15 protein-coding genes are annotated in these 18,694 nt (G+C 69.2%); 4 read left to right on the top strand and 11 right to left on the bottom strand.

What is annotated here, in order from left to right; translation table 11 throughout:
- Positions 1-15 precede the first annotated feature (15 nt).
- From folP to rlmE, 3 genes are all read right to left on the bottom strand, one after another.
- A complete protein-coding gene (folP, locus tag CKCBHOJB_RS07105; RefSeq protein WP_281051283.1) occupies positions 16-843 on the bottom strand; it encodes a dihydropteroate synthase in 828 nt (275 codons plus the stop codon).
- 154 nt (positions 844-997) lie between these two features.
- Positions 998-2,890: an ATP-dependent zinc metalloprotease FtsH gene (gene ftsH / locus CKCBHOJB_RS07100; protein WP_281051282.1), complete on the bottom strand. Its 1,893-nt coding sequence runs from the start codon at positions 2,888-2,890 to the stop codon at positions 998-1,000.
- Between the two features lie 121 nt (positions 2,891-3,011).
- Positions 3,012-3,635, bottom strand: a complete 624-nt coding sequence (gene rlmE / locus CKCBHOJB_RS07095; RefSeq protein ID WP_281051281.1) for a 23S rRNA (uridine(2552)-2'-O)-methyltransferase RlmE — start codon at positions 3,633-3,635, stop codon at positions 3,012-3,014.
- 89 nt (positions 3,636-3,724) lie between these two features.
- Between rlmE and yhbY the strand changes: the two genes are divergently transcribed.
- Positions 3,725-4,186, top strand: coding sequence for a ribosome assembly RNA-binding protein YhbY (gene yhbY / locus CKCBHOJB_RS07090; protein ID WP_281051280.1), 462 nt, complete (start codon positions 3,725-3,727; stop codon positions 4,184-4,186).
- A gap of 158 nt (positions 4,187-4,344) precedes the next feature.
- Here yhbY and greA read toward each other — a convergent pair whose 3' ends face one another.
- The 3 genes from greA to carA all read right to left on the bottom strand — a co-directional run bounded on the left by greA (position 4,345) and on the right by carA (position 9,288).
- Entirely contained in the window at positions 4,345-4,821 is a 477-nt protein-coding gene (gene greA / locus CKCBHOJB_RS07085) for a transcription elongation factor GreA (protein WP_281051279.1), read from the bottom strand.
- Positions 4,818-8,048 carry a carbamoyl-phosphate synthase large subunit gene (carB, locus tag CKCBHOJB_RS07080; protein ID WP_281051278.1) on the bottom strand — a complete coding sequence of 1,077 codons (3,231 nt, stop codon included), beginning with the start codon at positions 8,046-8,048 and terminating at the stop codon, positions 4,818-4,820. Before carB ends, greA begins: the two co-directional genes overlap by 4 nt.
- A 91-nt stretch (positions 8,049-8,139) precedes the next feature.
- Positions 8,140-9,288: a glutamine-hydrolyzing carbamoyl-phosphate synthase small subunit gene (carA, locus tag CKCBHOJB_RS07075; protein ID WP_281051277.1), complete on the bottom strand. Its 1,149-nt coding sequence runs from the start codon at positions 9,286-9,288 to the stop codon at positions 8,140-8,142.
- Positions 9,289-9,545: 257 nt separating this feature from the next.
- Between carA and CKCBHOJB_RS07070 the strand changes: the two genes are divergently transcribed.
- Positions 9,546-10,037 (top strand): transposase, encoded by a 492-nt coding sequence (locus CKCBHOJB_RS07070; protein ID WP_348634866.1) that lies wholly within the window; start codon positions 9,546-9,548, stop codon positions 10,035-10,037.
- 281 nt (positions 10,038-10,318) lie between these two features.
- On the opposite strand, the gene CKCBHOJB_RS07065 is transcribed toward CKCBHOJB_RS07070, so the two are convergent.
- The 3 genes from CKCBHOJB_RS07065 to CKCBHOJB_RS07055 all read right to left on the bottom strand — a co-directional run bounded on the left by CKCBHOJB_RS07065 (position 10,319) and on the right by CKCBHOJB_RS07055 (position 14,171).
- Entirely contained in the window at positions 10,319-12,826 is a 2,508-nt protein-coding gene (locus tag CKCBHOJB_RS07065) for a response regulator (RefSeq protein WP_281051276.1), read from the bottom strand.
- An 8-nt stretch (positions 12,827-12,834) separates the two neighbouring features.
- Entirely contained in the window at positions 12,835-13,641 is an 807-nt protein-coding gene (gene dapB / locus CKCBHOJB_RS07060) for a 4-hydroxy-tetrahydrodipicolinate reductase (protein ID WP_281051275.1), read from the bottom strand.
- A 107-nt stretch (positions 13,642-13,748) separates the two neighbouring features.
- Positions 13,749-14,171, bottom strand: coding sequence for an outer membrane protein assembly factor BamE (locus CKCBHOJB_RS07055; RefSeq protein ID WP_281051274.1), 423 nt, complete (start codon positions 14,169-14,171; stop codon positions 13,749-13,751).
- Between the two features lie 162 nt (positions 14,172-14,333).
- On the opposite strand from CKCBHOJB_RS07055, the gene fur reads away from it, so the two are divergent.
- Complete coding sequence (fur, locus tag CKCBHOJB_RS07050; protein WP_281051273.1) at positions 14,334-14,771, top strand: ferric iron uptake transcriptional regulator; 438 nt, start codon at positions 14,334-14,336, stop codon at positions 14,769-14,771.
- A 127-nt stretch (positions 14,772-14,898) separates the two neighbouring features.
- Here the strand turns inward: fur and recN are convergent, their stop codons facing one another.
- Positions 14,899-16,554 carry a DNA repair protein RecN gene (gene recN, locus CKCBHOJB_RS07045; RefSeq protein ID WP_281051272.1) on the bottom strand — a complete coding sequence of 552 codons (1,656 nt, stop codon included), beginning with the start codon at positions 16,552-16,554 and terminating at the stop codon, positions 14,899-14,901.
- Between the two features lie 88 nt (positions 16,555-16,642).
- Positions 16,643-17,524, bottom strand: a complete 882-nt coding sequence (locus CKCBHOJB_RS07040; RefSeq protein ID WP_281051271.1) for an NAD kinase — start codon at positions 17,522-17,524, stop codon at positions 16,643-16,645.
- Between the two features lie 110 nt (positions 17,525-17,634).
- Here CKCBHOJB_RS07040 and hrcA point away from each other — a divergent pair, with 110 nt between their 5' ends.
- The gene (gene hrcA / locus CKCBHOJB_RS07035; RefSeq protein WP_281051270.1) at positions 17,635-18,663 is read left to right on the top strand and encodes a heat-inducible transcriptional repressor HrcA; all 1,029 of its coding nucleotides are present in this window, start codon (positions 17,635-17,637) and stop codon (positions 18,661-18,663) included.
- The last annotated feature ends 31 nt before the right edge of the window (positions 18,664-18,694 follow it).

Below are 18,694 nucleotides of genomic sequence, written 5' to 3'. Positions count from 1 at the left end.
GGCCGGGCCGACCGATCACGCGTCGAGAGTGGCCTGCCACACCTTGAGCGCATCGACCGTGGCGGCGACGTCATGCACGCGCACGATGCCGGCGCCGCGCTGCACGGCGATCAGCGCGGCGGCCACGCTGCCGGCCAGGCGCTCGCCGACCTCGCGGCCGGTCACCGCACCGATCATCGACTTGCGCGACATGCCCGCCAGCACCGGCAGCCCGCCCGCGGTGAAGCGCGCCAGCTCGCGCAGCAGGGTGTAGTTGTGCACGGTGCGCTTGCCGAAGCCGAAGCCGGGATCGAGCACCAGGCGCTCGCGCGCCACGCCCGCGGCCTGCAGCGCCGCCACGCGCTCGTCGAGGAAGCTCATCACCTCGCCGACCACGTCCTCGTAGCGCGGATCCTGCTGCATCGTGCGCGGCTCGCCTTTCATGTGCATCACGCACAGCCCCGACTCGCCGGCCGCCACCGCTTCGATCGCACCCGGCGCACGGAAGGCGTTGATGTCGTTGATCATGTCCGCGCCCGCCGCCAGCGCCGCGCGCATCACCGCCGGCTTCACGGTGTCGATCGACAGCGGCACGTTCCAGGCCCGCGCCTGCTCGACGAAACGCACCACGCGCTCGAGTTCCTGCGCCTCCGGCACCGAGTCGGAACCGGGCCGCGAGGACTCGGCCCCGATGTCGAGCATTTCCGCGCCCTGCTCCAGCGCCTTTTCCGCACGGCCGAGCGCGGCACGGACATCGCCGTGCAGGCCGTCGCCGGAAAAGGAGTCGTCGGTCAGGTTGATGATCGCCATCACCCGCGGCTGGGCGAGATCGAGACGGAAACGGCCGCACTGGATAACAGACATTCGAAAACCTCGGTTGGAACGCGTCCGCGCAAGCTCGGCGCCCGGCAGCGGAGGCAAGGGGAAGAAAACGGGCCGCGGAACCCGGCACCGCCCGGAAACGAAACGGGCCGGCTAAGGCCGGCCCGTCTGGCAATACGTGAAGCGAAGATCCGCCTCAGGCAGCCGGTGCCGCCGCGGTCGGCGCTGCACCGGGCGCGTCGTCCTTCGGACGCGGGCTCGGCGTACCTGCCGGCTTGGGCGGGCGCGGCGGACGGCCGTCCATGATGTCGTTCACCTGATCGGCATCGATGGTTTCCCACTCGAGCAGCGCCTTGGTCATGGTCTCGACCTTGTCGCGGTTCTCCTCGAGCAGGCGGCGAGCCAGCGAGTACTGCCGGTCGATGATGCTGCGGATCTCGGCGTCGACCTTCTGCATCGTCGCCTCGGACACGTTGCGGTGGGTGGTGACCTGGCGGCCGAGGAAGATCTCGCCTTCCTCCTCGCCATACACCATCGGGCCGAGCGTGTCGGACATGCCCCACTGCGTCACCATGCGGCGCGCCAGGTCGGTGGCGCGGGCGAAGTCGTTGGAGGCGCCGGTGGTCATCTGCTTCATGAACAGCTCTTCGGCGATGCGGCCGCCGAACAGCACCGCGATGGTCTGCAGCAGGCGATCGCGGTCCTGGCTGTAGCGATCCTCGGTCGGCAGCTGCATGGTCACGCCCAGCGCACGACCGCGCGGGATGATGGTGACCTTGTGCACCGGGTCGGTCTTGTCGAGCAGGCGCGCGACCACCGCGTGGCCGGACTCGTGGTAGGCGGTGTTGCGGCGCTCCTCCTCGGGCATGACCACCGAGCGGCGCTCGGCGCCCATCATGATCTTGTCCTTGGCGCGTTCGAAGTCGTCCATGTCCACCAGGCGCTTGTTGGCGCGTGCGGCGAACAGCGCTGCCTCGTTGACCAGGTTGGCGAGGTCGGCACCGGCGAAGCCGGGCGTGCCGCGGGCCAGCACCTGCGGGTCGACGTCGGGCGCGATCGGCACCTTGCGCATGTGCACCTTGAGGATCTGCTCGCGGCCGCGGATGTCGGGCAGCGCGACCACCACCTGGCGGTCGAAGCGGCCCGGACGCAGCAGCGCGGGGTCGAGCACGTCGGGGCGGTTGGTCGCGGCGATCACGATCACGCCGGTCTGGCCCTCGAAGCCGTCCATCTCGACCAGCAGCTGGTTCAGCGTCTGCTCGCGTTCGTCGTTGCCGCCGCCGAGGCCGGCGCCACGCTGGCGGCCGACCGCGTCGATCTCGTCGATGAAGATGATGCACGGCGCCTGCTTCTTGGCCTGCTCGAACATGTCGCGCACGCGCGCGGCGCCGACGCCGACGAACATCTCGACGAAGTCGGAACCGGAGATCGAGAAGAACGGCACCTTGGCCTCGCCGGCGATCGCCTTGGCGAGCAAGGTCTTGCCGGTACCCGGCGAGCCCACCATCAGCACGCCCTTCGGGATGCGACCGCCGAGCTTCTGGAACTTGGACGGGTCACGCAGGAACTCGACCAGTTCGAAGACCTCTTCCTTGGCCTCGTCGCAGCCGGCGACGTCGGCGAAGGTGATCGAGTTCGCCGACTCGTCGAGCATGCGCGCCTTGCTCTTGCCGAACGAGAACGCCCCGCCCTTGCCGCCGCCCTGCATCTGGCGCATGAAGAAGACCCACACCCCGATCAGCAGCAGCATCGGGAACCAGGACACGAACACGCTGGCGAGGAAGGACTGCTCCTCCTCCGGCTTGCTGGCGTTGATCTGGACGCCGTAGCGCATCAGGTCGGACACCATCCAGATGTCCTGCACGCCCGGCGTATACACGGTGATCGAGCGCCCTTCCTGGGTCGTCGCCTTCAGCACCCGGCCGTCGATGGTCGCGCGCGCGATCTTGCCGGCCTTGGCCTCCTCCAGGAACTGGGAGTACTCCATGGTGTTGGCAGGCGCCTGTCGCGCGTTGAACTGGTTGAATACGGTCATCAGCACGACGCCGATCACCATCCAGATCGCGAGATTCTTGAAGAGATTGTTCAACTGTCTGTTCCTCGAAAGCCTTTGTGGCCTGTACGCGACTGACCGATTCTAGTGGTGAACGTTCCCACGGGCAAACCAATGGACCGGATTAGCGCGGCTAATCGCGCCCCCCGGTGCCCCCTCAGGCGCGGCGCGGGCCCTTGGCGACGAGATAGACCTCGGCGCTGCGATCGCGCGAGGCCTTGGGCTTGCGCACCTGCACCGAGGTGAACGCGGCATCCAGTTGCTTCCTGTATTCCATGAAGCCCTCGCCCTGGAAGACCTTGATCACGAACTGCCCGCCCGGCTTCAGGTGGCGGACCGCGAAATCCAGCGCCAGCTCGCACAGGTGGATGGAGCGCGCCTGGTCGACCGTCGCCACCCCGGTCAGGTTCGGCGCCATGTCGGACAGGACCACGTCGACGCGGGCGCCCTCGAGCCGCGCCTCGAGCGCCTCGAGCACGCTGTCCTCGGTGAAGTCGCCGAGCAGGAAATCCACCCCGGCCACCGCTTCCATCGGCAGCAGGTCGAGCGCGAACACCCGCCCCTTCGGCCCGCAGCGCTTGACCGCGACCTGGCACCACGAGCCCGGCGCCGCGCCGAGGTCGACCACCACCGCGCCCGGCTTGAGCAGATGGTCGCGCTCGTCGATCTCGAGCAGCTTGTAAGCCGCGCGCGCGCGATAGCCCTCGGCCTGGGCGCGCTGCACCCAGGGGTCGTTCACATGGTCGTGCACCCAGGCACGACTGGTCTTGTTCTTCTTCATCCGCTCGTCCGCCTTTCCTTTATCGGCCACCCGCCCCTGCGCACGGGTTAGAATCCGCGTCCCAGGCTTCAAGTATCCAGAGAATCTCAATGACCGAGCTCACCCCGGCCCAGCGCCGCGACCTGCGCGCCCGCGCCCATCACCTCAACCCCGTGGTCACGATCGCCGGCAATGGCCTCACGCCGAACGTCGTCGCCGAGATCGAGCGCTCGCTGCAGGCCCACGAGCTCATCAAGGTCAAGGTCCAGGGCGCCGAACGCGAACAGCGCGACGTCCTGATGCAGGAACTGTGCGCCGCCCTCGACGCCGCCGCGGTCCAGCACATCGGCAACATCCTCGTCGTCTGGCGCGAACGCCGCGAAGAGGACAAGCCCGCCGCCGCGCCGGAGAAGAAGCCGGTGCGCGCCGCCACCGCCAAGTCCGCCGCCGCATTCGCGGCCGCCGCGCGCCGTGCCGCGCTCGCCAAGGCCAGCGCCGAATCCCGCCGCTCCCCCGCGCGCAGCCCGGCAGCGCGCAGCCGCGGCCCCGGCAGCGGCACGCGCGGGCGCTGAAACGCCCGGCGCCCGGAAAGCACAAGGCGGTGCAGCGCACCGCCTTTTTTGTTTCGCTGTGGGAGCGGCGGAAGCCGCGATGCCGACGCCCGGCTCACTCACCGGGGCAGTCCGGACCACCGCCTTTCGCGGCTTCCGCCGCTCCCACGGCCCTGGACTCAGATGTAGCGGACGTCGATCACCTCGTACTCGCGCACGCCGCCCGGGGCCTGGACCTCGGCGATGTCGCCCGCGTACTTGCCGATCAGCGCGCGCGCGATCGGCGAGCTGATCGAGATCTTGTTGGCCTTGATGTCGGCCTCGTCGTCGCCGACGATCTGGTAGGTCACGATCTGGCCCGAGTCCATGTCCTCGAGTTCGACGGTGGCGCCGAACACGCAGCGGCCGTCGGCGTCGAGCAGCTTGGGATCGATGATCTGGGCGTTGGCCAGCTTGGCCTCGACCTCCATGATCCGGCCCTCGATGAAGCCCTGGCGATCCTTGGCCGCCTCGTACTCGGCGTTCTCCGACAGGTCGCCGTGCGAGCGCGCCTCGGCGATCGCGGCGATCACGTTGGGGCGCTCGACGGTTTTCAGGCGGTGAAGCTCGGCGCGCAGCTTCTCGGCGCCGGCCACGGTAAGCGGAGTCTTGTTCATGCTTGCTGATTCAGTTCCTGGTGCAGCGACTGCACGGAATAGACCTCGAGCCCGCCCGCCAGGTGACGCATGCCCATGCACGCGGCGCGCGCGCCCTCGATGGTGGTGAAGATCGACAGCTTGGCCGCCAGCGCGCTGGTGCGGATCGAGCGCGAGTCGGTGATGGCCTGGCGCTTCTCTTCCACCGTGTTGATGACCATCGCGATTTCCTCGTTCTTGATCATGTCCACGATGTGCGGGCGGCCCTCATTGACCTTGTTGACCACGGCCACCGGGATGCCGGCGGCCTCGATCACCGAGGCTGTGCCGCGGGTGGCGACCAGGGTGAAGCCGAGGTCGTGCAGCTCGCGCGCCACTTCCACCGCGACCGGACGGTCGCTGGGCTTGACGCTGATGAACACCGTGCCGGAAGTCGGCAGCTTGACGCCGGCGCCGATCTGGCTCTTGACGAAGGCTTCGGCGAAGCTGCGGCCCACGCCCATGACCTCGCCGGTCGACTTCATCTCCGGCCCGAGGATGGTATCCACGCCCGGGAACTTCACGAACGGGAACACCGCTTCCTTGACCGAGTAGTACGGCGGCACGATCTCGCCGGTCACGCCCTGGCTTTCCAGGCTCTGGCCGGCCATGCAGCGCGCGGCGACCTTGGCCAGCGGCAGCGAGCAGGCCTTGGAAACGAAGGGCACGGTACGCGAGGCGCGCGGGTTCACTTCCAGCACATAGACGACGGCGTTGTCGCCCTCGCCCTGGATCGCGAACTGCACGTTCATCAGGCCGACGACGTTGAGCGCGCGCGCCATCGCCTCGGTCTGGCGGCGCAGCTCGTCCTGCAGCGCGGCCGACAGCGTGTAGGGCGGCAGCGAGCAGGCGGAGTCGCCCGAGTGCACGCCGGCCTGTTCGATGTGCTCCATGATGCCGCCGATCATCACCTGCTTGCCGTCGGACAGCGCATCGACGTCCACCTCGGTGGCGTCGTTGAGGAAGCGGTCGAGCAGCACCGGCGACTCGTTCGAGACCTTGACCGCCTCGCGCATGTAGCGCTCGAGGTCCTTCTGCTCATGCACGATTTCCATCGCGCGGCCGCCGAGCACGTAGGACGGGCGCACCACCAGCGGGTAGCCGATCTCGGCCGCCAGGCGCACGGCCTCTTCCGGCGTGCGCGCGGTGCGGTTGGGCGGCTGGCGCAAGCCGAGGTCGTTGAGCAGCTTCTGGAAGCGCTCGCGGTCCTCGGCGGCGTCGATCATGTCCGGGCTGGTGCCGATGATCGGCACGCCATTGTCCTGCAGCGCCTGGGCGCGCTTGAGCGGGGTCTGGCCGCCGAACTGCACGATCACGCCGACCGGCTTCTCGATGTGCACGATCTCGAGCAGGTCCTCGAGCGTGATCGGCTCGAAGTACAGGCGGTCCGAGGTGTCGTAGTCGGTCGACACGGTCTCGGGGTTGCAGTTGACCATGATGGTCTCGTAGCCGTCCTCGCGCAGGGCGAGCGCGGCATGGACGCAGCAGTAGTCGAACTCGATACCCTGGCCGATGCGGTTCGGACCGCCGCCGAGCACCATGATCTTCTTCTTGTCGGTCGGGTGCGCCTCGCACTCTTCCTCGTAGCACGAGTACATGTAGGCGGTGGAGGTGGCGAACTCGGCCGCACAGGTATCGACGCGCTTGAACACCGGGCGCACGCCCAGCGTGTGGCGGTGCAGGCGCACCGCGGTCTCGTCGGCGTTGAGCAGCTTGGCCAGGCGGCGGTCGGAGAAGCCCTTCTTCTTCAGCTCGCGCAGCTCGGCGGCCTGCAGCGCCTTCAGCGAGCGGCCGGCGAGCGCCTTCTCGGACAGCACGATGTCCTCGATCTGGGCGAGGAACCAGGGGTCGATCTTGGTCAGGTTATGCACCTGCTCCAGCGTCATGCCCTCGCGGAAGGCCTGGCCGACGTACCAGATGCGCTGCGGGCCGGCGCTGGAGAGCTCGTGCTCGAGGTCGGCGCTGTCGGCCTCGATCTCGTCCAGGCCGTAGGCACCCACTTCCAGGCCGCGCAGGGCCTTCTGGAAGGACTCCTGGAAGCTGCGGCCCATGGCCATGACCTCGCCCACCGACTTCATCTGCGTGGTCAGGCGGTCGTTGGCCTGCGGGAACTTCTCGAACGCGAAGCGCGGGATCTTGGTGACGACGTAGTCGATCGAGGGCTCGAAGGACGCCGGGGTCGCGCCGCCGGTGATGTCGTTCTTGAGCTCGTCCAGCGTGTAGCCCACCGCCAGCTTGGCCGCGACCTTGGCGATCGGGAAGCCGGTGGCCTTGGAGGCCAGCGCCGACGAACGCGACACGCGCGGGTTCATCTCGATGACGATCATGCGACCGTCCTTGGGGTTGATGGCGAACTGCACGTTCGAACCACCGGTATCCACCCCGATCTCGCGCAGCACCGCGATCGAGGCGTTGCGCATGATCTGGTATTCCTTGTCGGTCAGCGTCTGCGACGGGGCGACGGTGATCGAGTCGCCGGTGTGCACGCCCATCGGATCCAGGTTCTCGATCGAGCACACGATGATGCAGTTGTCGGCGCGGTCGCGCACGACTTCCATCTCGTATTCCTTCCAGCCCAGCAGCGACTCCTCGATCAGCAGCTCGTTGGTCGGGCTGGCCTCGAGACCGCGCTTGCAGATCTCCTGGAACTCTTCCATGTTGTAGGCGATGCCGCCGCCGGTGCCGCCGAGCGTGAAGCTCGGGCGGATGATCACCGGGAAGCCGATGCCGCCCTGCACCTGCAGCGCCTCTTCCATGCTGTGGGCGATGCCCGAGCGCGCGGAGCCGAGGCCGATCTTGGTCATCGCGTCCTTGAACTTCAGGCGGTCCTCGGCCTTGTCGATCGCCTCTTCCGACGCGCCGATCAGCTCGACGCCGTACTTGGCGAGCACGCCGTGGCGGCCGAGGTCGAGCGCGCAGTTGAGCGCGGTCTGGCCGCCCATGGTCGGCAGGATCGCGTCCGGGCGCTCCTTGTCGATGATGCGCTCGACCACCTGCCAGGTGATCGGCTCGATGTAGGTGACGTCGGCCGTCTCCGGGTCGGTCATGATCGTCGCCGGGTTCGAGTTGACCAGGATGACGCGGTAACCTTCCTCGCGCAGGGCCTTGCAGGCCTGGGCGCCGGAATAGTCGAACTCGCAGGCCTGGCCGATGATGATCGGGCCGGCGCCGATGATCAGGATGCTCTTTATGTCTGTACGTTTCGGCATTGTCTTGCCTCGATGATTCCTCGACGCCGCGCCGGGTGCGCGCGCGTCCGATACCGGTGCGGCAGGCCGCGGCCTGCCGGGCACCGTCGAATTACTTGGCCTGGGCGGCTTCCATCAGACCGATGAAACGGTCGAACAGGTAGGCGACGTCGTGCGGGCCGGGGCTCGCTTCCGGGTGGCCCTGGAAGGAGAAGGCCGGCACGTCGGTGCGCGCGATGCCCTGGTTGGTGCCGTCGAACAGCGACTGGTGGGTCACGCGCAGGTTCGCCGGCATGGTCGAGGGATCGACCGCGAAGCCGTGGTTCTGGCTGGTGATCAGCACCTTGCCGCTGTCGAGATCCTTGACCGGATGGTTGGCGCCATGGTGGCCGGTCGGCATCTTCATGGTCTTCGCGCCGGACGCGAGCGCGAGCAACTGATGGCCGAGGCAGATGCCGAAGGTCGGCATGCGCGCGGCGACGATCTCGCGGATCGCGTCGATCGCGTAATCGCAGGGCTCGGGGTCGCCGGGGCCGTTGGACAGGAACACGCCGTCCGGATCGAGCGCCAGCACCTCGGCGGCGCTCGTCTGCGCCGGCACCACGGTCAGCCGGCAACCGCGCTCGGCGAGCATGCGCAGGATGTTGTACTTGACGCCGTAGTCGTAGGCGACGACGTGGAAGCGGCCATCGGCGCGGTCGGTGTAGCCACCCTCCAGCGCCCACTCGCCCTGCTTCCACTCGTAGCGTTCGCTGGCGCTGACGACCTTGGCCAGGTCCATGCCGGCCAGGCCCGGGAAGGCGCGCGCCTGGGCCACCGCGGCCTCGGCGCCGAGCGTCTCGCCCGCCGCGGCGGTGACGATGCAGCCCGCCTGGGCGCCTTTCTCGCGCAGCACGCGGGTCAGCTTGCGGGTGTCGAGCCCGGCGATGGCGACCACGTTCTCGGCCTTGAGGTAGGCATCGAGGCGCTGGCCCATGCGGAAGTTGGAGGGCAGGATCGGCAGGTCGCGAATCACCAGACCTGCGGCATGCACCCGGTCGGACTCGACGTCCTCTGCGTTCACACCGGTGTTGCCGATGTGCGGATAGGTCAGCGTGACGATCTGGCGGCAGTAGCTCGGGTCGGTCAGGATTTCCTGATAACCCGACATGGAAGTGTTGAACACCACCTCGCCGACCGTGCTGCCAACCGCGCCGATACCCTTGCCGTGGAAGATCGTTCCGTCGGCAAGCGCAAGAAGGGCGGACGGGAATGCACTCACGAGAAGCTCCTGGAATCAGCTTGAAGACTTGCAGGCACGCGACCGCGCGCCCGATATGTACAAAAAGCGGGACGGGCCTCCGGGCCGATCCCGCTTACTAAACGCCGGAATTGTATATTTTCGGGCGGTTCAAGGCAAATCGCGCCGGGGCGGGCGGCACATCGCGGCTTCCGCCGCTCCCACAGCGGGGCGGCGCGTCCCAGTGGGATCTGTGGGAGCGGCGGAAGCCGCGATCATAGCGCCCCGGCCCCACCCCAATTCCCAAACCCCGCGCCCGGATCTATGCTTTAAGCATTAATCCGCATTCGCACACCCTCCGCACCGGCCGTTTCTCTGAAACCGGGCGGATCTATCTGCTCACCACCGCGACCCACCAGCGGATCGCCCTCTTCCTCGACTTTCGCATCGCGCGGCGGGTCATTCAGGAGCTGCGGAAAACCGAAGCTCTCGGTCGCTGCAGAACCCTCGCCTACGTGCTGATGCCGGACCATCTGCACTGGCTGATCGAGCTTGGCGACAGCGATCTTTCCGCACTGATCTGCCGCTTCAAGGCCAGCGCCGCCGCAGCGGTGAATCGCGAGCTGGCGACGCCCGGCACGCCGCGCTGGCAAGACGGCTTTCACGACCACGCCATCCGTCGCGACGAGGACCTCGTCGCCCTGGCGCGATACGTCGTGGCAAACCCGCTGCGGGCCGGGATCGTGTCGCGCGTGGGCGACTATCCTCACTGGGACGCGGTTTGGCTTTGAGCGCAGCGCCGGGCTAGCGAGCGCAGCTGCGGCCGCTTGTAAAAGGAGGGGTGGGGAGTGTAATGCGAGGATCGCGGCTTCCGCCGCTCCCACAGAAACCCCAGCGCGCCACGCCTCCTCCTGTGGGAGAGGCGACAGCCGCGATCCCCCCTACCCCATGGAAACCGCGACCCCTCCAAGCCATGGAAACAGCGATCGCCACGCGTCCCACCGTGGGAGCGGCGGAAGCCGCGATCGCTCTAGCCGGTGGAAGCCACGACCGCCAGATCCACCAACAGCCCCTACACCCCGTCGGTGACCTCACCCTGCAGCGCCTGGGCGAGCAGCTTGATCTCGTTGACCAGCATCTGCGCCTGGGTCGTGGCGGCCTGCGGGTCCTTGGCGAGGGCGAGTTCTTCCAGCCGGCGCGCGCCGTCGACGGCGCGGCGGGCGCAGAAGAAGCCCATCGAGCCTTTCAGCGAATGTCCGACCTCGGCCAGGGCGGCGTAGTCGAGGCGGGCCGCGGCGGCGCGCAGCTCGCCGATGCGGCGTTCGTGGTCGCGGAGGAACATGCGGACGAGCTGCTGCACCAGGGCCTCGTCGCCGTCGAACATCGCCCGCGCCTCGTCGAGCGAGACGATCTGGCGCCGCCCCTCCTCGCCCAGGTCGAGCAGGCTGAGGTCGCTGTCGAACTCGGCTTCCTCGGCGCCGGAGCGGGTGACGCGCTCGATCGCGGCGAACAGGGTCTGGGCGACGATCGGCTTGGAGACGTAGTCGTCCATGCCGGCTTCGAGGCAGCGCTGGCGGTCGCCCTGCATGGCGTGGGCGGTCATGGCGATGATCGGGATCGGCTTCCACTCGCCCTGCATGACCCAGCTGTGGCGGGCCTCGCGCGCGCGGATGGCCTGGGTGGCCTCGATGCCGCCCATGACCGGCATCTGCACGTCCATGAACACGAGGTCGAACCGGCCGCGACCGAGGACGTCGAGTGCCTCCTCGCCGTTGTTGGCGAGGGTGACGGTGTGCCCGGCACGCTCGAGCAGGCGCTGGGCGACGGTCTGGTTGACCGGGTTGTCCTCGACCACGAGGATGCGCAGGGCCGCGCTCGCTTCCGCGTCGGCGCCCTCGTCCAGCGTCACCGATTCGAGCTTGAAGGGCGGCGGCTCGGCTTCCTCGCTCGCCGGCAGCGCGCCATTGCGCGCCATGCGCAGCACATCGACGAGGTCGTCGAAGGCGAAGGGCTTGGCGAGGCGGAACTGCAACCCGAGCTCGGCGCAGCGCGCGGCCTCGTTACGCTGGGAGTGGCTCGCCAGCATCATGACCATGCGGTCGAGCCGGGGATCGGCGTCGGCGAAGCGTTGCGCGAGCGCGAAGCCGCCCGGCTCGGGCAGGTCGGCATCCATCAGCAGGAAATGGAAGGGGTCGGCGCCGTCGCGCACGGCGGCCAGCGCGGCGACCACGTCCTCGCCGCGGGTGGCGAGCGTCGAGCGCATGCCGACGCGCTCGAGCCCGCGGCACAGCACCTGCCCGAAGGCGCGGTTGCGCGCCGCCACCAACACCTTCGCCCCGGCCAGCGCCGCGGCGTTGCGCGGACGGGCTTCGGCGACGGTGCCGAAGGGCAGCGTGAAGCTGAAGGTGCTGCCCGCGCCGGGGGTGCTGTCCACGTGGATCTGCCCGCGCATCAGCTCGACGATGTGATGCGAGATGGCCAGGCCGAGGCCGGTGCCGCCGTACTTGCGGGTGGTCGAGGTGTCGGCCTGGGCGAAGGCGCCGAAGATCGTCTGCAGCTTGTCGGCGGCGATCCCGCAGCCGGTGTCGCGCACCGCGAAGGCGAGGGTGACCTGGCCCTGGTCGCGCGCCGCGCAGCGCACCTCGACCTCGACCTCGCCGCGCTCGGTGAACTTGACCGCATTGCCGATCAGGTTAGTGAGCACCTGGCGCAGGCGGGTGGGATCGCCGCGCAACACCGCCGGCACATCGGGCGCGATGTCGTGGAACAGCTCCACGCCCTTCTGGCTGGCGCGCAGCGCGAGCGTGCGGCAGGTCTCGGAGACGACCGCGCCGATCGAGAAGTCGATGTCCTCGAGACTCAGGCGCCCGGCCTCGATGCGCGAGAAGTCGAGGATGTCGTTGATGATCGTGAGCAGCGCCTCGGCCGAGGAGCGCACGGTCTGCAGGTAGTCGCGCTGCTCGCCGGCGAGGGCGGTGGAGTCGAGCAGCAGATCGGTCATGCCGATGATGCCGTTCATCGGCGTGCGGATCTCGTGGCTCATGTTGGCGAGGAAGTCGCCCTTGGCCCTGCTCGCCGCCTCGGCCGCCTCCTTGGCCTCGAGGAGCTCGAGTTCGCGCAGCTTGCGCTCGGTGATGTCGCGGTAGGTGCCGTCGATCCGGCCGCCGCCCGCCGCGCGCTCGTCCGCCGCGCCGCGCAGTTCCACCCAGTGCCAGCCCTCGTCGGCGGCGCGGACCCGCAGCTCGGCGCAGAACTCGGGCGAGTCGCCGCGCAGGTAGGCGTGCAGCGCCTCCTCCAGCCGCGCACGATCGTCCATGTCGACGAGGTCGATCCATGCGACGCCGTGGTCCGCCGGATAGCCGAGCAGGGCGCGCCAGCGTCCGTCGGGATGGATCCGGCCGCGGCGGGGGTCGTAGCTCCACACCCCCGCGCCGGTGTTGCGGGCGAGCAGATCGAGATGGCGCCGGGCCTGGGCGAGCGCCAGGCGCAGGGCATCGGTGTCGCCCCCGGCAGAAGCGCCCGCCTCCGCGCTGGACGCGGACATCGGCTGCGGGACGCTGGCGCCGGCGGACGGGTTCATCGCACGGCTCAGCGCAGGCCGAGGACGTCCTGCATGTCGAACAGGCCCTTGCCGCGCCCGGCCAGGAAGCGCGCCGCGCGCATCGAACCCAGCGCGTACGGCATGCGGCTGCCCGACTTGTGGGTGATCTCGATGCGCTCTCCGATGCCGGCGAAGAGCACGGTGTGGTCGCCGACCACGTCGCCGCCGCGGATGGTCGAGAAGCCGATGGTCTCGGGCTTGCGCTCGCCGGTGTGGCCTTCGCGGCCGTAGATCGCGCACGCGTCGAGGTCGCGCCCGAGTTCGCGCGCGACCACCTCGCCCATGCGCAGCGCGGTGCCGGACGGAGCGTCGACCTTGAAGCGGTGATGGGCCTCGATGACCTCGACGTCGTAGCCTTCGGCCAGGATGCGCGCGGCGACTTCGAGCAGGCGGAACACGGCATTGACGCCGACCGCCATGTTGGGCGCGAACACCACCGGGATGTCGCGCGCGGCCTCGGCGATCGTCGCCTTGCCGGCGGCGTCGAAGCCGGTGGTGCCGATCACCATGGCCTTGCCGAGCTCGCGCGCCAGCGCCAGATGCACCAGCGTGCCCTCGGGGCGGGTGAAGTCGATCACGCAGTCGGCGGCGGCGATGGCCACGGCCGCGTCGTCGCCGATCGCGACCCCGGTGTGCGTGCCGGCGAGCTCGCCCGCGTCGCGGCCGATGAAGGGGGTGCCGGGACGATCGAAGGCGGACGCGAGCACGACGCCGTCTTCCTTCAGGGCGGCCTCGATCAGCATCCTGCCCATGCGGCCGGATGCACCGGCGATTGCGACTCGAACCTCGGACATCGGAATGGTTTCCTGAAAAAGCAAGGCCGGCGCGAGGCCGGACCGTTCATGGGGGTGCGGGACTGCGACGACGCGGGCCGCTCGGCCTCGCTGGCCAGTCCCGGCGTTCAGTCTTCCTCGAGCGGCGGGATCTCGACCACGCGGCTGCGCGACTGTGCGGCCACGGCGGCGGCCTCGCCCGTCTCGCCGCCCTGCGCCACCGCGACGTCGCCTTCCACGCGGTCGAGCACGTCGCCGTCGAAATACAGCGAGATCACGCGCTGTTGCACGTCGCCGCGACCGGGACGGAAGCGATAGACGTAGTCCCAGCGGTCCTTGCGGAACACGTCGACGACGAGCGGCGAACCCAGCACGTAACGCACCTGGTCGCGCGTCATGCCGCGACGGAGCTGGGAGAGCATTTCCTGGTCGACGTAATTGCCCTGGCGGATGTCGATCCGGTAGGGATCGACCACACCGACGACGGAATCGAAGGAACAGCCGGCGACGAGTCCGGAGGCGACGAGGGCCGCAGCGAGATAGGAGCGCATGAAGTGGACGGGACCTGGCGCGACGGGGTCGCAGTTCTCAGAAAGGGGTAAAAAATATAACATAGGCCGGGTTCGCCGGGCGCCTGACACAACGCCTCCCCAGCACCGCCGCGCGCGGCCGGCACCGGCGACGGACCGTTTTTCCATCTCATCCAGGCCCCCATGTCCGACAACTCCAAGAACCTGAAAAGCATCGGTCTCAAGGCGACCTATCCGCGCCTGAAGATCCTCGACCTCTTTCAGAGCTCTGAACAGCGCCACCTCACCGCCGAGGACGTCTACCGCGCGCTGATGAACGAGGGCATGGACATCGGCCTGGCCACGGTCTACCGCGTGCTGACCCAGTTCGAACAGGCCGGCCTGCTCGAACGCCACTATTTCGAGTCCGGCAAGGCGGTGTTCGAGCTCAACGAGGGCGGCCACCACGACCACCTGGTGTGCATGCAGTGCGGCAAGGTCGAGGAGTTCTTCGACGCCGAGATCGAGCGCCGCCAGAACAAGATCGCCGAGGAGCGCGGCTTCGCCATCCGCGACCACGCGCTCTACATCTACGCCGACTGCACCCGCGAGAACTGTCCGAACCGCGAAAGCGGGGAATGACCGGCGCGGGGCACTGTGGGAGCGGCGGCAGCCGCGAACCCCCGCGGCCCTGCACCCCCTGCACCTCTTCGCGGCTGCCGCCGCTCCCACGGGGAGTTTCCGGGGGGAGTCGCAGCGGGCTGCAGACTCAGCGCTGACCGAGCATCTCCGCGGCGTGCTCGCGCGTGGTGGCGGTGATGTTGACGCCGCCCAGCATGCGGGCGATCTCCTCGGTGCGCGCCGCGTCGTCGAGCGGCGTGACCTCGCTGACCGTTTCCCCGCCCTGCTCGCGCTTGGCGATCCGCCACTGCCAGTCGGCGCACGCAGCGACCTGGGGCAGATGGGTGACGCACAGCACCTGGCGGTCGCGCCCGAGGCGGGCGAGCAGCTTGCCGACGATCTCGGCCACCCGGCCGCCGATGCCGACGTCGACCTCGTCGAACACCAGCGTGGGCACCGCGGTGTCGCGGCTGGCCATGACCTGGATGGCGAGGCCGATGCGCGACAGCTCGCCGCCCGAGGCCACCTTGGCCAGGCTGCGCAGCGGCTGGCCGGGGTTGGCGGCGACGCGGAACTCGACGCTTTCCACACCCGTGGCCGAGGGCTCGCAGGCTTCGAGCGCGACCTCGAAGCGGCCGCCGGCCATCGCCAGCGTCTGCATCGCCTCGGTGATCTCCTCCGAGAGCCGGCGCGCGGCCGGCGCACGCATGGCGGACAGTTTCGCGGCCGACCCGGCGAAGGCCTTCTCCGCGGCGGCCGCGGCGGCCGCGAGGCGGGCCGGGTCGGCGCTCGCCTCCAGCGCCTCCAGGCGCTCGCGCCACTGGCAGAGGAGTTCGGGCAGGGCCTCGGGGGCGACGCGATGCTTGCGCGCAGCGTCCATGACGGTCGCGATGCGCTGCTCGAGCTCGGCCAGGCGCTGCGGATCGAGGTCGAGGCGATCACGGTAGCGACGCAGCGCGTACAGCGCCTCGTCGGCCTGGATCGCGGCGGCGCCGAGCAGCTCGCGCGCGTCGGCGAGTCCGGGATCGTAGTCGGCCAGCGCCGCGATGCGCGCATCCAGATGGCGCAGCACGGTGCATACCGCCAGGTCGCCCTCGCCGAGCGCGGCCAGGGTCTCGTCGGCGCCTTCGATCAGGCTCGCCGCATGGGCGAGGCGGCTGTGCTCGGCGTTGAGCTCCTGCCAGGCCTCGGGGTCGAAACCGAGGTCGTCGAGCTCCTTCAGCTGCCAGGCCAGCAGCTCGCGCTCGCGCGCCGAGCTGGCCGAATCGGCCTCGGCCTCGCGCTGCAGGCGCAGCAGGCGCTGCCATTCGCGATGCAGGCGGGCGACCTCGGCGGCGAGCGGCGCCGCACCGGCCTGGACGTCGACCAGCGTGCGCTGCGCGTCGGCGCGCAGCAGCGCGTGGTGGGCGTGCTGGCCGTGGATGTCGGCGAGCCATTCGCCCGCGCTGCGCAGCTGCGCCAGGGTGACCGCGCTGCCGTTGATCCACGCCCGGCTGCGCCCGCCGGCGTCGATCGTGCGGCGCAGGATCACCATGCCCTCCTCCGCCGGCAGCTCCTGCTCCGCGAGCCAGGCCGCCAGCGCGCCGTCGGCCGGCACGTCGAACTCGGCGGCGACGTCGGCGCGCTCGCGTCCGCTGCGCACCATGCCGGCCTCGCCGCGGCCGCCGAGCACCAGCCCGAGCGCGTCGAGCAGGATGGACTTGCCGGCCCCGGTCTCGCCGGTGAGCACGCCGAAGCCGGCGTCGAACTCGAGTTCGAGCCGATCGACGATAACGAAGTCACGAATGGTCAGGCTGCGGAGCATGGCGGGGACGGATCGGGAAGGAATCGGGGACGAACGGGGTTCGGAAGCGTGGCGCGGGCACGGCGTGGGCGACGGGATCGCCCGGCGCTCACACCCGCGGCGTCGCGCTCCAGTGCAGTTTCTGGCGCAGCATCGCGAAGTAGCTGTAGCCCTGCGGATGCAGCAGGCGCAGCGAACGCGGCGAGCGCTTGAGCCGCACGCAGTCGCCGGCGCGCAGGTCGAAGCGCGTCTGGCCGTCGAAATGCACGCGCGCATCCTGCGGCGGCAGCATCACGATCTCGATCGTGCACGAATCCGGCAGCGTGATCGGGCGCGCGGTCAGCGCGTGCGGACACAGCGGCACGAGCGCGATGCCGCCGACGCTCGGATGCAGGATGGGGCCGTTGGCCGACAGCGCATAGGCGGTGGAACCGGTGGGTGTCGATACGATCATTCCGTCGGAACGCTGCGCATAGACGAACTCTCCGTCGATCAGCAACTCGAATTCGATCATGCGCCCCAGATCGCCCTTGTTCACCACCACGTCGTTGAGGGCGAGGGTATGAAACACGCGCTCGCCGCCGCGCAACACCTCGGCATCGAGCATGAAGCGGTTCTCTTCGGTGTAGGCGCCGTCGAGCATCTCGGTCAGGCGCACCGTGGCGTCGCTGCGCGAGATGTCGGTGAGAAAGCCGAGGCGACCGAGGTTGACGCCGACCAGCGGCACCCCGTGCTCCACCAGCCTGCGCGCGGTGTGCAGCATGCTGCCGTCGCCGCCGATCACCACCGCGAGGTCGGCCTCGACGCCGATGTGCTCGTAGCTCGCGACCGGGAAGTCGTGCGCCCCGCCGATCGCGCTCGCCGTGCCCTGCTCGATCAGCACCGACAGGTTGCGGTCGCGCAGATGACGGGCGATCGACAGCACCGATTCGGCGACGTCGGGGCTCTGGTATTTGCCGATGAGGGCGATCGTGCGGAATGTGGTCTTCATGAGCGCCGATTTAACCACAATCGCCGGCCGGCTTGTCGTGCCCGCCGGCCCCGGACGGCTGGCAAGCGCCGGCGCGCTTTCTTACAATCCGGGCTATATTGCTGCCTGCCATGAATTCCCTCGACGCCCGCTCCCAGATCCTGCTCAAGACCCTGATCGAACGCTACATCGCCGACGGCCAGCCGGTCGGATCGCGCGCGCTGTCGCGCTACTCCGGCCTGGAGCTGTCACCGGCCACGGTGCGCAACGTGATGAGCGACCTCGAGGAGATGGGCTTCATCGCGAGCCCGCACACCTCGGCCGGCCGCATCCCGACCGCGCGCGGCTACCGCTTCTTCGTCGATTCGCTGCTGACCATGCAGCCGCTGGAAAGCGCACGCGTGCAGGCGCTGCAGGGCCAGCTCATGCCGGACCAGCCGCAGCGCCTGATCAACTCGGCCTCGCACCTGCTGTCGGAACTGACCCAGTTCGCCGGCGTGGTGGTCGCGCCGCGCAAGGACGCGGTGCGCATCCGCCAGTTCGAGTTCATCAGCCTGGCCGAGAACCGCATCCTGCTGATCATCGTCACCACCGCCGGCGACGTGCAGAACCGCATCCTGCTCACCCGCCGCGCCTACAGCGCGAGCGAGCTGAACGGCGCAGCCAGCTACCTCAACGAGCACTTCGCCGGCCTGTCCTTCGACGACATCCGCCGCCGCCTCACCGAGGAACTGCGCCAGTTGCGCAGCGACATGACCGAGCTGATGACGGCCACCGTCGATGCCGGTGCGCAGGCCGCCGAGGAGACCGCGACCCACTACGTGATCTCGGGCGAGACCAACCTGCTCGACGTCGAGGACCTGTCGTCCAACATGTCGCGGCTGCGCGAGCTGTTCAAGCTCTTCGAGCAGCGCACCGGGCTGATGCAACTGCTCGACATCTCCAACAAGGCCGAGGGCGTGCAGATCTTCATCGGCGGCGAATCGGGCCTCGCGCCGCTCGACGGCTGCAGCGTGGTCACCGCGCCCTACGAGGTCGATGGCCGGATCGTCGGCTCGCTGGGCGTGATCGGCCCCACCCGCATGGCCTACGACCGGGTGATCCCGATCGTAGACATCACCGCGCGCCTGCTGTCGAACGCCCTCTCCTCCCGGCACTGAGGGCAGCGGCGGGCCGCGCCCACCCCCAACA

It is taken from the genome of Thauera sp. GDN1, assembly GCF_029223545.1.
Lineage (GTDB): Bacteria > Pseudomonadota > Gammaproteobacteria > Burkholderiales > Rhodocyclaceae > Thauera.
The sequence above is the reverse complement of the archived record's forward strand: the minus strand, read 5'-3'. Positions and strand labels throughout refer to the sequence as shown.

Bases quoted from the DNA above. Each gene is read 5' to 3' on its own strand.
- folP (WP_281051283.1), bottom strand. From the start codon at position 843: ATGTCTGTTATCCAGTGCGGCCGTTTCCGTCTCGATCTCGCCCAGCCG.
- rlmE (WP_281051281.1), bottom strand. From the start codon at position 3,635: ATGAAGAAGAACAAGACCAGTCGTGCCTGGGTGCACGACCATGTGAAC.
- yhbY (WP_281051280.1), top strand. From the start codon at position 3,725: ATGACCGAGCTCACCCCGGCCCAGCGCCGCGACCTGCGCGCCCGCGCC.
- greA (WP_281051279.1), bottom strand. From the start codon at position 4,821: ATGAACAAGACTCCGCTTACCGTGGCCGGCGCCGAGAAGCTGCGCGCC.
- carB (WP_281051278.1), bottom strand. From the start codon at position 8,048: ATGCCGAAACGTACAGACATAAAGAGCATCCTGATCATCGGCGCCGGC.
- CKCBHOJB_RS07065 (WP_281051276.1), bottom strand. From the start codon at position 12,826: ATGAACCCGTCCGCCGGCGCCAGCGTCCCGCAGCCGATGTCCGCGTCC.
- dapB (WP_281051275.1), bottom strand. From the start codon at position 13,641: ATGTCCGAGGTTCGAGTCGCAATCGCCGGTGCATCCGGCCGCATGGGC.
- CKCBHOJB_RS07055 (WP_281051274.1), bottom strand. From the start codon at position 14,171: ATGCGCTCCTATCTCGCTGCGGCCCTCGTCGCCTCCGGACTCGTCGCC.
- fur (WP_281051273.1), top strand. From the start codon at position 14,334: ATGTCCGACAACTCCAAGAACCTGAAAAGCATCGGTCTCAAGGCGACC.
- recN (WP_281051272.1), bottom strand. From the start codon at position 16,554: ATGCTCCGCAGCCTGACCATTCGTGACTTCGTTATCGTCGATCGGCTC.
- CKCBHOJB_RS07040 (WP_281051271.1), bottom strand. From the start codon at position 17,524: ATGAAGACCACATTCCGCACGATCGCCCTCATCGGCAAATACCAGAGC.
- hrcA (WP_281051270.1), top strand. From the start codon at position 17,635: ATGAATTCCCTCGACGCCCGCTCCCAGATCCTGCTCAAGACCCTGATC.